The sequence below is a fragment of the Oscillatoria sp. CS-180 genome (assembly GCF_028330965.1).
Classification (GTDB): Bacteria; Cyanobacteriota; Cyanobacteriia; order Phormidesmidales; family Phormidesmidaceae; genus Halomicronema.
Genome location: NZ_JAQMUB010000099.1, coordinates 1 through 12,716, shown reverse-complemented (window position 1 = coordinate 12,716; position 12,716 = coordinate 1). Strand labels below are relative to the sequence as shown.

The 12,716-nt window shown below is 53.0% G+C and carries 9 protein-coding genes; 7 read left to right on the top strand and 2 right to left on the bottom strand.

Annotated features, from left to right (window positions below):
• Window positions 1-214 precede the first annotated feature (214 nt).
• Window positions 215-1,705 (bottom strand): asparagine synthase B, encoded by a 1,491-nt coding sequence (gene asnB, locus PN498_RS27020; RefSeq protein ID WP_272066571.1) that lies wholly within the window; start codon window positions 1,703-1,705, stop codon window positions 215-217.
• Between the two features lie 591 nt (window positions 1,706-2,296).
• On the opposite strand from asnB, the gene solA reads away from it, so the two are divergent.
• Together solA and PN498_RS27010 are read left to right on the top strand one after the other, a co-directional pair.
• Entirely contained in the window at window positions 2,297-3,469 is a 1,173-nt protein-coding gene (solA, locus tag PN498_RS27015) for an N-methyl-L-tryptophan oxidase (protein WP_272066570.1), read from the top strand.
• Between the two features lie 3 nt (window positions 3,470-3,472).
• Entirely contained in the window at window positions 3,473-4,696 is a 1,224-nt protein-coding gene (locus PN498_RS27010) for an aromatic ring-hydroxylating oxygenase subunit alpha (RefSeq protein WP_272066569.1), read from the top strand.
• 24 nt (window positions 4,697-4,720) lie between these two features.
• On the opposite strand, the gene PN498_RS27005 is transcribed toward PN498_RS27010, so the two are convergent.
• Window positions 4,721-6,367 carry a PucR family transcriptional regulator gene (locus tag PN498_RS27005; protein WP_272066568.1) on the bottom strand — a complete coding sequence of 549 codons (1,647 nt, stop codon included), beginning with the start codon at window positions 6,365-6,367 and terminating at the stop codon, window positions 4,721-4,723.
• 299 nt (window positions 6,368-6,666) lie between these two features.
• Between PN498_RS27005 and PN498_RS27000 the strand changes: the two genes are divergently transcribed.
• The 5 genes from PN498_RS27000 to glsA all read left to right on the top strand — a co-directional run bounded on the left by PN498_RS27000 (window position 6,667) and on the right by glsA (window position 12,659).
• Complete coding sequence (locus tag PN498_RS27000; protein WP_272066567.1) at window positions 6,667-7,812, top strand: ABC transporter ATP-binding protein; 1,146 nt, start codon at window positions 6,667-6,669, stop codon at window positions 7,810-7,812.
• Between the two features lie 87 nt (window positions 7,813-7,899).
• Window positions 7,900-8,580, top strand: a complete 681-nt coding sequence (locus PN498_RS26995) for an ABC transporter permease (RefSeq protein WP_272066566.1) — start codon at window positions 7,900-7,902, stop codon at window positions 8,578-8,580.
• A gap of 10 nt (window positions 8,581-8,590) precedes the next feature.
• Window positions 8,591-9,685 (top strand): ABC transporter permease, encoded by a 1,095-nt coding sequence (locus PN498_RS26990; RefSeq protein ID WP_272066565.1) that lies wholly within the window; start codon window positions 8,591-8,593, stop codon window positions 9,683-9,685.
• 124 nt (window positions 9,686-9,809) lie between these two features.
• Complete coding sequence (locus PN498_RS26985; protein ID WP_272066564.1) at window positions 9,810-10,673, top strand: glycine betaine ABC transporter substrate-binding protein; 864 nt, start codon at window positions 9,810-9,812, stop codon at window positions 10,671-10,673.
• 18 nt (window positions 10,674-10,691) lie between these two features.
• Window positions 10,692-12,659, top strand: a complete 1,968-nt coding sequence (gene glsA, locus PN498_RS26980) for a glutaminase A (protein ID WP_272066563.1) — start codon at window positions 10,692-10,694, stop codon at window positions 12,657-12,659.
• Window positions 12,660-12,716 lie beyond the last annotated feature (57 nt).

The following is a 12,716-nucleotide window of genomic DNA, read 5'->3' as shown; positions in this document are numbered from 1 at the left end:
TTCAGCCTTGGGGGTTAGCCGCTGGTTGGAGGCCCTAATCTCCTTCCAGTGGCGTATGACCAAACTTTTGGGAATCAAGCTGCACGCTTACAGCTATAGCTCAGTACGGTAAACGATTCAGGACCCCAGTGCAAGAAAAATCACCAAAACATCACGTGAAAGGCGGCTGCGCTGATGGCACCACAGCAGCGGTCAATTCTTTCCCGGAGATTCCCTAATGTAGAGTGCCGCCCCACCGGCCAATGACCTGGGCTGCGTCTGGGTGTGGAAAGTGCTTGTGAAAGATCTGGTAGTAGAACAGTTCCTCTCGACTACTGACGGGTGCTCCTTGGGCGATCGCGGCTTCCAAGGCTGGTTTAGAAATGGCCGCCTCAGCGTGCTGTTCGACGACCCCTGAAGAAGCGCATCCCTGCGCAAATTCCATTTTGTCGCGCCAGACCACTTCCTTCGGCAGCAGGTCTTCAAAGGCCTTGCGCAGCAGCCATTTCTCGATGCCAAATGTTGAATAAAGCTTGAGATGAGGATCGATTTGCAGACACAGTTCAATAAAGTCGATGTCTAGAAAGGGCACTCGTCCTTCCAAACTGTGGGCCATGGTCATGCGATCGACCCGCTGCAAATTGAGATTGTGTAGCCCCCGAAGAATGTTGACCGATTCTTGATGCAGCGCTCTGGAGTCATCGTAATCTTCAAAGTAGCTATAGCCGGCAAAGATCTCGTCAGCGCCTTCACCACTGAGTACAACTTTGACGTGCTGGCTGGCTAGCCGAGAGACGATGTAACAGGGAATTGCACTGCGAATCAAAGCCGGGTCGTAGGATTCTAGATAGTAGATGACATCAGGCAAGATGGCCTGCATCTCTTCTTCAGAGTAAACATATTCGTGGTGAATGGTACCCAGGTGTTCGGCAACGAGGCGAGCTGCCTTCAAATCGGGTGAATGGGGTAGTCCTACCGAAAAAGAATGCAGTTCTGAAACCTGCTGTTTCATCAAAGCAGCGATGATGCTGGAATCGAGTCCTCCACTCAAGAAAACCCCGACTGGCACATCAGCCATCAGTCGCTTTTGCACACTTCTCGCTAGGGTTTGTCGAATGTCGGGCAGAATGGTCTCCAAGTCCTGCCGGAAAGCGGTGACTTCAGGAAACTGATAGTAGGGAATCAAGCCCGCTTTGGAATGATAGTAGTGGCTATTGGGAAATTCTCGAATCGTTTCAGCACTGTTCACCAAGGCTTTCAGCTCGGAAGCAAAGAAGATAGAGTCGCCTGTGGTGCCGTAATATAGCGGTTTGATGCCGATGCGATCGCGCCCCGCTAGCCATTCGTCGCCGTCGCTAATGACGAAGCTATACATGCCATCCAAATGCTGAGCCAAATCTTTGCCAAAGGCTTGGAACAGCGGCAGAAGGATTTCACTATCAGCGGCAGTTTGAAAAGAATAGTCCGAAAAGTGACGCGATCGCAGGTCGCGGAAGTTATAAATCTCGCCATTGCAGATGCTATAGAGTCGCTTGGGTGCAGCCTGCATGGGTTGGTGGCCGCCTTCCACATCCACAATCGAGAGACGCTGGTGTCCTAGCGCCCAGTCGCTTTCTTGAACGACCCCAGTGTCATCCGGGCCTCGATGCACTAAGCGCGACAGCATCGATGAAAAATCGTGTTGGTTCGATACATCCGGCCCAAAAACGCTGGCAATGCCACACATGACTAAAACTTTTACACTCTTGAGATCTTGCGGTGTCAGCCTAGCATAGGTAATTGAAGTCGTATCTCTGAAAAAAGTTAGGCATATGACACGCAGTTAAGACAATAAAAGTCGGCAATAACCAGTGAAAGGTAACAAGCAAATCCTTGCCACATCAGGATTTCAGCGACATTGAGGCGTCCTTATTTGAGTGCAGCCTGTTAAATCAAAACGGTTAAATTGAAGACTTTTTTGGGTTCACCCTGTGCAAGTTGCACAGTCATCTGCCCAAAATACTGTGCGCGATCGCCATTGGCCTTTCCCATTGAGCTTTTTACTATGAGGCCTATAGCCGTTACCGGTTCCGTTAGGACAAGACGGTAAGCCATCTAGCTGTACGCGAAGCACTCAAATGCTATTGGGTGCACTGATTGAGTACCGCTACGCAGAATTCAGAATTCAAAACTCAAAACCCAAAACCCAAAACCAAGGCAAATACGCTTTCCCAGGGTTTTGAGTAGCGAGCCTGTTTCTGCCGTAGTGCACTAGATGGCTAAAGCTCCGATAACAGCCCGAGTGCTGATCCTCTCCCCTTTGCTGAGCGAGACTTCCATGAAACATTTCGACTACATTGTGTTGGGCTGCGGTGGCATCGGCAGTGCAGCGCTTTACTGGTTATCTAAACGAGTCGGCACTGATGTGTTGGGCATTGAGCAATTTCCACTCTTTCATCACAACGGCGGTTCCCAAGACTATTCCCGCATCATCCGGTTGGCCTACCATCAGGAAAAATATGCGCGGCTGACCCCCTTTGCCTATCAAGCTTGGGACACCGTTGCTGAAGAATCAGGACTGGCGCCGGTGACGAAGACGGGTGGGGTACAGATCGCCTATCGCGATCGCCCCTACCGTCAAATCGTGGAAGATTACGCCGAGGCAATGGATCGGGCGGCCATTCCATATGAACGCTGGGATGCTGATGATCTCCGCGATCGCTTTCCTCAATTTCAACCCCAAGCAGAAGTTGTGGCGCTCTATCAGGAGCAAACCGGCATTGCTGACCCTTCGCGAGGCAACGCTATCCACATTTCGCTGGCTCGCGGCAATGGCGCAACCGTTCTGCCTGAGTGTCCCGTCATTAGCATTCAGCCTGATCCGTCCGGGGGCGCTTTAATCAAAACCGAGCAGGGAGCGTTTTCCTGCCGCCGCCTCATCGTGACGGCGGGGGCTTGGACCCGCACCCTCTTGGAATCCGTGGGTATGCAGGTGCCGCTAATGGTGACGCAGGAGCAAGTCACCTACTATGCCACCTCCCATTTGAAAGAATTCTCCATGGGCCGATTTCCAATCTTTCAGTGGAAGGACGACTTCAGCTATTACGGGTTTCCGATTTATGGCGAAGTGGCCACTAAGGCTGCGATCGATGCTTCCGGCGAGACGGTCACAACTAAGACGCGCACGTTTACCCCCAACGCCGCCCGTGAGCAGCAGCTCGACGACTTTTTAAAGGTTCAAATTCCTAATTTCGTTGGCCCTAAGCTCTATACCAAAACGTGTCTATATACGATGCCGCCCGATCGCGATTTCATTCTGGATGCTCTACCCGATCATCCCAACATCTTTGCGGCGGTGGGAGCCGGACATGCCTATAAGTTTGCGAGTTTGCTAGGCAAAATTTTGAGCGAACTGGCCATCGATGGCGTGTCTCAGTACGACACAACCCCCTTTACCTTCAAGCGTCCGGCACTGCTGGAAAAAGATTTTGTCCCATCGTTGAGGGTATAACGCATGCATACCGCAACCTCTTTACTGGATAGCTGTACGCCTGGAATGACGTTGCCTCAAGGCTTTTATCTCGACAAAGCGATTTTTGAGGCGGAGATGCAATCTATTTTTCAAACTCAGTGGCTGTTTGCGGGCCATAGCTGTGAGGTTGCTGAGCCGGGTCAATATTTCACGCTGTCCATTGGGCGCGAATCGCTAATCGTGATTCGCGATCGCGAGGGCAATCTACAGGCCCATTTCAACGTTTGTCGTCATCGTGGTTCCCGGCTCGCTTGGAGCGATCGCGGCTGTGTCAAATCGCTGGTCTGTCCTTATCACGGCTGGGTTTATCAGCTGGATGGCAGTCTCAAAGCCGCTCGTCTCATGGGAGAAACGTTCAACCCCGACGCCTACCCGCTAGTTTCGACCTCGGTGCGCGAATTGGCCGGACTCGTCTTTGTCTGCTTTTCGCCGCAGCCCCCCGATTTTGAGGCTGCGGTAAGCGCGATCGCGCCTCAGCTGGGGCCTCATCGTCTCGATCAGGCTAAGGTGATTGCCCGCGATCGCTATCACATCAACGCCAACTGGAAGACCATTCTTGAGAACAACCGCGAGTGCTATCACTGCCGAGTGGCCCATCCGGAATTCATGTTGTCGAACTACGATGCTGGCCTACCAGGAGACGACCGCAACAAACGCTTTCAGCGAACCGTGAAGGACGCCTACCAGCGCTGGCAGAGCATGGGGCTAAACCCACAGGATGTCAGCTTTCCTGACGGCTCTTGGTTCCGCGTCGCGCGTTTTCCCCTACGCAACGGCTTCTTGACGGAAAGCCTACACGGTCGGTTGACAGCGCCGCTCATGGGGAACCTGCCCAGCGCTGATGTGGGCAGTCTACGCTTGGTTGGCATGCCCAACTTTTGGGGACACGCCAATGCTGACTACACCATGACGACGCAAGTGATTCCCCTCAGTCCCGAAGCAACCCAGATCAACGTCGCTTTCCTAGTCCACCCAGACGCTGTTGAAGGAACCGACTACGCTGTCGATGACGTGGCCGCCGTTTGGCGAGCTACGAGTGAGCAGGACTGGCAGATTTGTGAAAGTAACTATTTAGGTGTCTGCTCGTCAGCCTATCAGCCCGGACACTTGTCTCCACTGATGGAAGCCTCGGTTGCCCAGTTCATCACCTGGTATCTACGGCAAATGACGAGCCATCCTAGTGCAGCGTCAAGCTCGAAATGGTGAGTCAATCCCAATCTTGCAGCTGAGTTAACCATGCAGTCGATAGCACTTGACGGCAACATTTAAGTTCAAACGCTGAGTCGCATCCCGCAAATTCAACCCGCACAGAGACTCAATACGGTCCAGCCGATTGAGCAGGGTATTGCGATGCACATAAAGGGCCTCGGCTGATTCAGCGACCGACTGACCCCGATCCAAATAGGCTTCTAGGGTGTTTAGTAGCTGAGAGCCGCGTCGCGCATCGTGGGTTGCTAATGTCCGCACATGAGACAGATACGGATTATCAGCGCGATGGTGGGGTGCTAAATGATAGAGCCAGTGGAGTAACCCAAGTTCATTGAAAGCGATCGCCCCCGTCTGCTCCAGCAAGACTCCAATATGGGCGGCCTCCTGCGCCTGTTCGTAGCTCTGTTTCAGGCTGCCAGAGCGATTCTCATGTCCTACACAAACGTCACCTAGACCCATGACCAAAGGTTGGGCCTGACAATCCACCATAGTCAGCACCCTATCAGCAAATTGCTGACCGTGCTCGGAGTGCTCACCCTCCAGTACGACAATGACCGTATTCTCCCGACACGCTAGTAGAGCGAACGGATCAGCCTGCATGAGCACCTGCTGTACGGTGGTTTGCAAAGACGGCGCCATCTCCAACGTCGGATCAAGCAGTCGCACCACCACCACCTGATGGGCTGCGTCGAGATGATAGGAAAGCTGCTGGGCCTGTTCCTGCAGTTGTTTCGGTGAACTTTGGGGATCGAATAGTTGAGTTAGAAAGTCGCCTTGCTGAGCCACCTTGACACAGCGAACAGCTTCTTCTTTGGCCAAAATCAGTCCGGCAACGGTCGCTCCGTGCACTAGGGCTTGTTCATCCAATGACGTGAAAGGATGAGATCCAGACAGTAGCCAAATATAGCCGTATAGGTCCTGATCGACGATGATGGGCGCCACCATCCGCTCTAGCGTCATACCGAGTTCGGGCTGGGGCGGCACTGTTTGAGGCCGGTGCGTTTGCTGTAGCGATTCATGAACGTTCGTCCGAACGAGATGACTCACAATCTCAGAGGGCGATCGCACATGTTGAACATCCTTCTCTCTCCAGGCAGCATCAACATCACCCCACTGGGCAGCCGCAGCGATCTGCAAGGTGGGCAATTCAATGGCAACCGATCGCTGCAAGAGTCGGGCCAAAGTCGCCACCAAATCATGCCAAGAGGCGCCTTGTAAAACCAGCTGGGTCAGCTGCTGGCTAATTTGAGCGGAGCGCTGCAGCACGGTATAATTCTGGTTAATGATGTGTTCTAAAACAACCTCGGTAATTTGAATAAAGAGCAAGTCAGGTGGGGTTTCAATAATTGGAAACCCTAAGCGATCAGCATCACTCCGAACGCTTTCTGGAGTGTGTTCAAAGTAATGTCCTGTGCTCAAAACAAGGCCCGCAAATCCCAACTGGACGAGTCGCGGAATAAGCGTTTTCTGATGCCCTGGATTTTCGTAGAAACCCAAACCACTTGTCAGCAGTAAAACACCTTGTCGCTGCCATTTGTAGTGGGCGTTTGTGAGGTCAACAACGTGTACCCAGTGAATAATATTTGCTAGCCCACTTTTGCCAGCAACTAGCTTTGAAGCGGCAAATAAGGGCAAATCTAGGACGTGTTGAACTGTAAAAGTGTTCATTTGTACAGCAAAATCAAGCGTTAGAAATCAGTCGCGTTGAAAAGGTTCTAGACAGAAACGGTTCGTAAAAGTGCAGCTATCTTGAGAATCTTTGAAGCTTCAATCTTTTTAACAGAATCAAAGAAAAATTAAGTAAACGGCTTTCAAAAACAGGTATTCGACAACAAAGCTGTACTATTGAAGAGCATTAAACTTTGTTCTGTAACGTTTGAGACAGGCGTCAATTTTTTCCAAAAGTAAGGTTGAACGAAAATATTTCCTGATATTCAGGATAAGAAAAAACTAGTGTGTGATCCGGCATGAACGAAATAGACCCAATGATTCAGTTCGACAACGTGACCAAGCAGTATCCGGGTTCGCCCCAACCTGCGGTAAACGGTTTGACGATCGCGGTGCCGGAAGGAGAAACCTGTGTTGTCATCGGTCCCTCTGGATGTGGTAAAACGACCGCAATGAAGATGGTCAATCGACTCATTGAACCCACCAGTGGTGCCATTTTTGTGGGGGGTCGCAACGTTCTTAAACAGAATGTTACTGAGCTACGTCGCAATATCGGCTATGTGATTCAGCAAATTGGTCTGTTTCCTCATTTCACCATTCGAGACAATATTGCGCTGGTGCCGGAAATGCTGGGCTGGAGCAAAGCAAGGCGGTATCGGCGAGCAGATGAGCTGCTGGAGATCGTCGGTTTAGATCCCGGCCAGTTTAGAGACCGCTATCCCCGACAGCTTTCAGGGGGGCAGCGTCAGCGCGTGGGTGTGGCGCGGGCCCTCGCTGCCGACCCGCCCGTCATGCTGATGGATGAACCCTTCGGCGCGATCGATCCGATTACGCGCGATCGCCTGCAGAACGAGTTTCTTAGGCTGCAAAAGCAATTGCGCAAAACCATCATGTTTGTCACCCACGATATTGATGAAGCGCTCAAAATGGGCACGCTCATCTGCATTTTGCAAGTGGGCGGCGATTTGCAGCAGATTGATTCGCCTAAGGCTATTCTCTCGCGCCCAGCCAATCCCTTCGTGGCGGACTTTGTCGGGTCGGATCGCGGTTTGAAGAAGCTGACGCTGGTGCGCGTTGGTGAGACCATGCAGACGAATCCCACCGTGGGCTACTATGCCGACACGACCACCGAGCTAATAGGCCGTATGCGTCAGCACGAGATGGATAGCGTATTCATCATCGACGATCAGCAAAAATTGTTGGGCTATGTCACGCTTGAGGAGGCTCAAACTCAGCCGGGTAAACGGGCTGCCGATGTTCTCAGTCATGTGATTGCGACCACGGAAGAAGAGGCGACTATGCGGGATGCGTTTTCCGCCATGCTCAGCTATGGCATTCGGTTCTTGCCCGTGCTCGACAACCATCAGCGGTTAACCGGTATGGTTTCGGCAGACGACGCTCAAAGTTTGATCCGGCAAAACCAAACGGTTGCCATGGCTCGATGACGTATAGCGCGATCGCCCCTGAGTCTTTTGGCGACTCGCAACCGCTGAACACAACGACATAAAGCCTGGGCTTTTATTCGGAACATTATGGAAAACTTGGTCGAATTTCTAATCAGCATCAAAGATGGCCTGCTGTATTACGTCCCTGGCGTAGGTCGTCCAGATCGGGTGCTGGAATTTCTGGCAGGACATTTGCTGATTACGCTCGTGACGCTCATTTGCGCCATATTGATTAGCATTCCCATTGGCATTTTGATTACCCGGGTCGAGGCGCTTTATGACCCCGTCATTAAGTTTGCTGGCATGTTGTACACCGTGCCAAGCCTAGCGATGTTTGGTGTCCTCGTCCCGATTGTGGGCATTGGCTTTACCCCTGCCATCGTCGCCCTGACGCTCTACTCGTTGCTCGCCATCATCCGCAATACGGCAGTCGGTATCAACGGTGTCGATCAGTCCATCATTGAAGCCGCTCGGGGGATGGGGATGCGCGATCGCGCCATTCTCTTCAACGTAGAGCTGCCGCTGGCCTTACCGGTGATCTTTGCGGGCATTCGGATTGCCACGGTCTCTACAATTAGCTTGGCGACCCTAGCGTCTTTCTTTGGTGCAGATAGCTTAGGCAGCCTGGTTTTTGAAGGGATTTCCGCCGGTGGAACTCGGAATGACAAAATTGTGGCCGGAGCGATCGGAGCTGCCCTCCTCGCCATCGTGTTTGATCAGATCATTAGCCGAATAGAGCGGGTCTTGCCAGGCTCGGCTGCGAGGTAGGAGGGAACGGATGCTAGGAGACATGTTCAGCTACATCATCGAACAGTCGCAGGTGTTTACAACGGCCCTGGGACAGCATTTGATGATCACGTTTGTCGCCTTGATTATCTCAATTGTGTTGGGATTAGTGTTGGGAATTATGGGGTCGCGCTTGCCGTGGCTGCGAGAAATTTTGCTGACCGTTAGCAAAATTGGCCGTACGATTCCTAGCTTGGCTATTTTGGCGTTGGCCCTGCCGCTGTTAGGGATTGGTACCCCTCCTGTTCTGCTGGCGCTGGGGTTCATTGGCACCTTGCCCGTGTTGATCAACACCACCGTGGGGATTGAACAGGTGGATGCCAACACCAAAGAGGCGGCCCGGGGGATGGGGATGCGCGATCGCGACATTCTGCTGCGGTTGGAGCTGCCTATCGCCGTGCCCATTATCATGGCGGGCATTCGCACATCGGCGGTGGTGGTAGTGGCGAGCGCTACCCTGGCGGCCTTTATCGGCGGTGGCGGCCTGGGAGATTTGATCCTGCGAGGTCATGCCCTGAACCGCGACCACATTATGCTGGCCGGAGCCCTACCGGCTACTCTGCTGGCGTTCTATTTTGAGGAAGCCTTTGGTCGGTTAGAACGCTGGGCTACACCCAAGGGGCTGAAGGAAGAGACACGGGCCGCCATTGGTTTAATGGCGGTATTGTTAGCAGTCGCCATCATGCCGCTGATCTTTGGCGTGTTGTTGCCGTGGGATATCTCTGTCGATGCCGCAGGGACGCCGACCGTTTTGACAGGATTGCACAGCGAGTATCGGGCTATTGGCTTGCCCGTATTGCTGCTGAGTCTGCTAGCCGCTATGCTGCCCCGGCCCCGACGTTGGGCCTTTGCAATGACGCTGATAACCAGTGTGCTGGCGATCGCGTCGCTGATATGGCTGGCGATCGGCATCATCACTCAGGTCGGTCAGTTTCGCATCGGCGTGGTGCTCATTACCGCCTCGGTGTTGGCGATCGCCCTCATCACGGGCTACGAGTTCATCTTGAGCTATCGCGCTCGTCAAGCCAACCCAACCCAACTGAAAGCGACCTCATCCCCCCCGGTTGCGTCTCAGATCAAGGGATAGTCTGCCCGCTAATTTGCCATACCCCTGCTTCTTCTGCCTTTTGCGATATTGTCTATTCATACTTTCTGGGAGAACACTTATGCTCAAGAGACGTGTCTTTGTTGGAGTTCTGCTTGGCACATCCATGGCTGTCATCTCTGCCTGTAGCGGCGGCGGTAGCTCTGATGCCCCCAAAATTCGGATTGGCTCCAAAGACTTTACCGAGCAATACGTGCTGGGCAACCTCTACGAAATTCTATTGGACGAATCCGGTTTCGACGCTGACTACAAGCCCGCAGGCGGCTCTAGCGAAAATCACCAGGCGATCGTCAATGGTGAAATTGATGTGTATCCGGAGTATACGGGCACCGCGTTGCTCACTCACCTCGGCATGGAGTTTGACTCCAGCATGGGCGCGGATGAAGTGTACTCCACGGTCAAAGACGCTTATACCGAGGAGTTCGGCTTAGCGGTCCTGGAGCCAACCGACTTCAACAACACGTACGTTTTGGTGATGACCCAGGCCAAAGCTGACGAACTCGGCATCACAACGGTGAGTGATATTTCGACCAAGGGAGGCGAGTTGGTCTTTGGTACAACTCAGGAGTTCACCGAGCGTGACGACGGCTTACCCGGTTTGAAAGAGACCTACGGCGGTTTCAATTTCAAGGAAGTCGTTGCCTTAGATCCGGGACTGCTCTATTCAGGCATTGAGGAAGGAGAAATCGACGTCACGACTGGATTTGGGACTGACGGCCAAATTTCAGCGTTTGACCTCGTGGTCCTGGAAGATGATAAAAGCTTCTGGCCGCCTTATCCCGCTGCTCCCATCGTGAGGCAGGAAATCATCGACGAGCATCCCGAAGTTGCTGATTTGCTCAACCAACTTTCAGCGGCGATCGATGCCGACACGATGCAGACCCTCAATTGGGAAGTCGCGGGCAATGGACGCGAGGCCGATGAAGTCGCTCGGGAGTTTCTAGAAGCGCAGGGCCTGATCGGCGGTTAGACGGGTGGCGAAAAATAGGTGGACTTTGAACGACTGACCCCTTTTCTCAAACAGTTGCACCGTCAATATCAACCCCTCAACCAAGGGGCTGTGGCTTCCTATCTACCTGAGTTGGCCAAGGCCGATCCCAACTGGTTTGGCATCAGCGTGGTGAGCGCCGACGGTCAGCAGAGCCACGTTGGTCACACCTCACAGCCTTTTACGATACAGTCCATTTCAAAACCTTTCGTTTATGGATTGGCCTTAGAAGATTGGGGTGAAGCAGAAGTGCTAGAGCGGATCGGGGTAGAACCGACAGGCGATCCGTTCAACTCACTTATCGAGCCAGAGGAAATTTCTCGCCAGCAATACAATCCGCTCGTCAATGTGGGAGCCATCATCACAACCAGCTTAATTGGTGGAGAAAGCCTTGAGGAACGCTCTCATCGGCTGCGCCAGATGTTTGCGACCTACATGGGACGCGCCGTTTCGGTGAATGCAGCGGCATTTCACTCCAAGCGAACCAGCGACCATCTCAATCGAGCACTGGCTCACATGCTGCTCAACTTTGAATGGATTGAGGGTGACATTGCCGAAACTTTGGAGCTTTACTTTCAGCAGTGTTCGCTACAGGTCACCTGTCAAGATTTAGCGGTGATGGCCGCAACCTTAGCTAATGACGGCAAGAATCCTGTGACGGGCAAACAGGCGATCGCTCCTCACTACGTCAAACACATCCTAAGTGTGATGTATACCTGCGGCCTATACGAGTTTTCAGGGCAGTGGGCTTATAAGGTGGGCATTCCCGCCAAGAGTGGTTTGGCTGGAGCCATCATCGGCGTGGTGCCCCACCAAATGGGAATCGCTGTGTTTTCGCCGCCTCTGGGCGAGCATAAAAAAAGCTGGCGGGGCGTCAATGTCTTCGAAGAACTGTCTCAACAGTTTCACCTGCACCTCTTCAAGCCGAGCGTTAGCGAACCATTGCCCAATGCTCAGCAGGAAGAGCAGAAGCCCGTCCTCTCATGGCCTATCCCGGCTGATCGGGCCGCCGCACTGGACGAACCCGAAGAAGCCTTGTGGCTAGACTGCCTCCAGCGGCTATACCACAAGTATCTTCCCTGGCGTGAGGGAGAAATCTATACCAGTGAACCCGATCTGACGGAGATTAGTCATGATTCCTTCGGTATTAGCATCGCGACCACATCGGGACAGGTTTGTTCAGTCGGCGATTGGCACGTACCCTTTTTGATCCAATCCATTTCCAAAGTCTTTGCGTATGGTCTCGCCCTGGAAGACTGGGGACGGGATGAAGTTCTAGAAAAAGTGGATGTGGAACCCACGGGCGACGCTTACGATTCGATCATCAAAGTCGAGAGCAAATCCAAACGTCCCTACAATCCCATGGTGAATGCCGGAGCGATCGCCACCACCAGCTTAATTAAAGGGCAGGGACCCGCCCATCGTTTGAATCGCATTCTCGATATGTATCATCGCTACATCGGTCACCGGGTCTTTGTGGATACCCCCACTTTCGTCTCAGAGCGCATGAACGGCGACCATAACTGGGCCATATCGTACCTGCTGCGCAGTTTCGGCATGATCTCTGGGGATATTAGCCAAATTCTCGATTTGTATCTCCAGCAATGTTCCGTGCTGCTAGACTGCCGCGACTTGGCCGTCATGGGAGCTACCTTAGCCAATAACGGTGTCAATCCCCTAACTGGCGAAACCGCCATTGAAGCTGACTACGTGCGCGACCTGCTCAGCATCATGTACACCTGCGGCATGTATGATTTTGCGGGCGGCTGGGTGTATCGAGTTGGCTTCCCAGCCAAAAGCGGAGTGGGGGGAGGCATTATCGGCGTTGTGCCGAATCGCATGGGGATTGCCGTTTTTTCCCCGCCTTTGGACCGACGGGGCAACAGCATTCGCGGAATCAAAGTGTGCGAAGAACTTTCTCGACAGTTTGAGCTACACATTTTAGGCAAGCGCGCAGGCCAAAGCTGAAGGATGAAGGTAGCCGCGATCGCAGTGCTCACTGGCGACATCCGTGTAGGACCGTGA

Coding starts and splice junctions, on each gene's coding strand:
- asnB (WP_272066571.1), bottom strand. CDS start 1,705: ATGTGTGGCATTGCCAGCGTTTTTGGGCCGGATGTATCGAACCAACAC.
- solA (WP_272066570.1), top strand. CDS start 2,297: ATGAAACATTTCGACTACATTGTGTTGGGCTGCGGTGGCATCGGCAGT.
- PN498_RS27010 (WP_272066569.1), top strand. CDS start 3,473: ATGCATACCGCAACCTCTTTACTGGATAGCTGTACGCCTGGAATGACG.
- PN498_RS27005 (WP_272066568.1), bottom strand. CDS start 6,367: ATGAACACTTTTACAGTTCAACACGTCCTAGATTTGCCCTTATTTGCC.
- PN498_RS27000 (WP_272066567.1), top strand. CDS start 6,667: ATGAACGAAATAGACCCAATGATTCAGTTCGACAACGTGACCAAGCAG.
- PN498_RS26995 (WP_272066566.1), top strand. CDS start 7,900: ATGGAAAACTTGGTCGAATTTCTAATCAGCATCAAAGATGGCCTGCTG.
- PN498_RS26990 (WP_272066565.1), top strand. CDS start 8,591: ATGCTAGGAGACATGTTCAGCTACATCATCGAACAGTCGCAGGTGTTT.
- PN498_RS26985 (WP_272066564.1), top strand. CDS start 9,810: ATGGCTGTCATCTCTGCCTGTAGCGGCGGCGGTAGCTCTGATGCCCCC.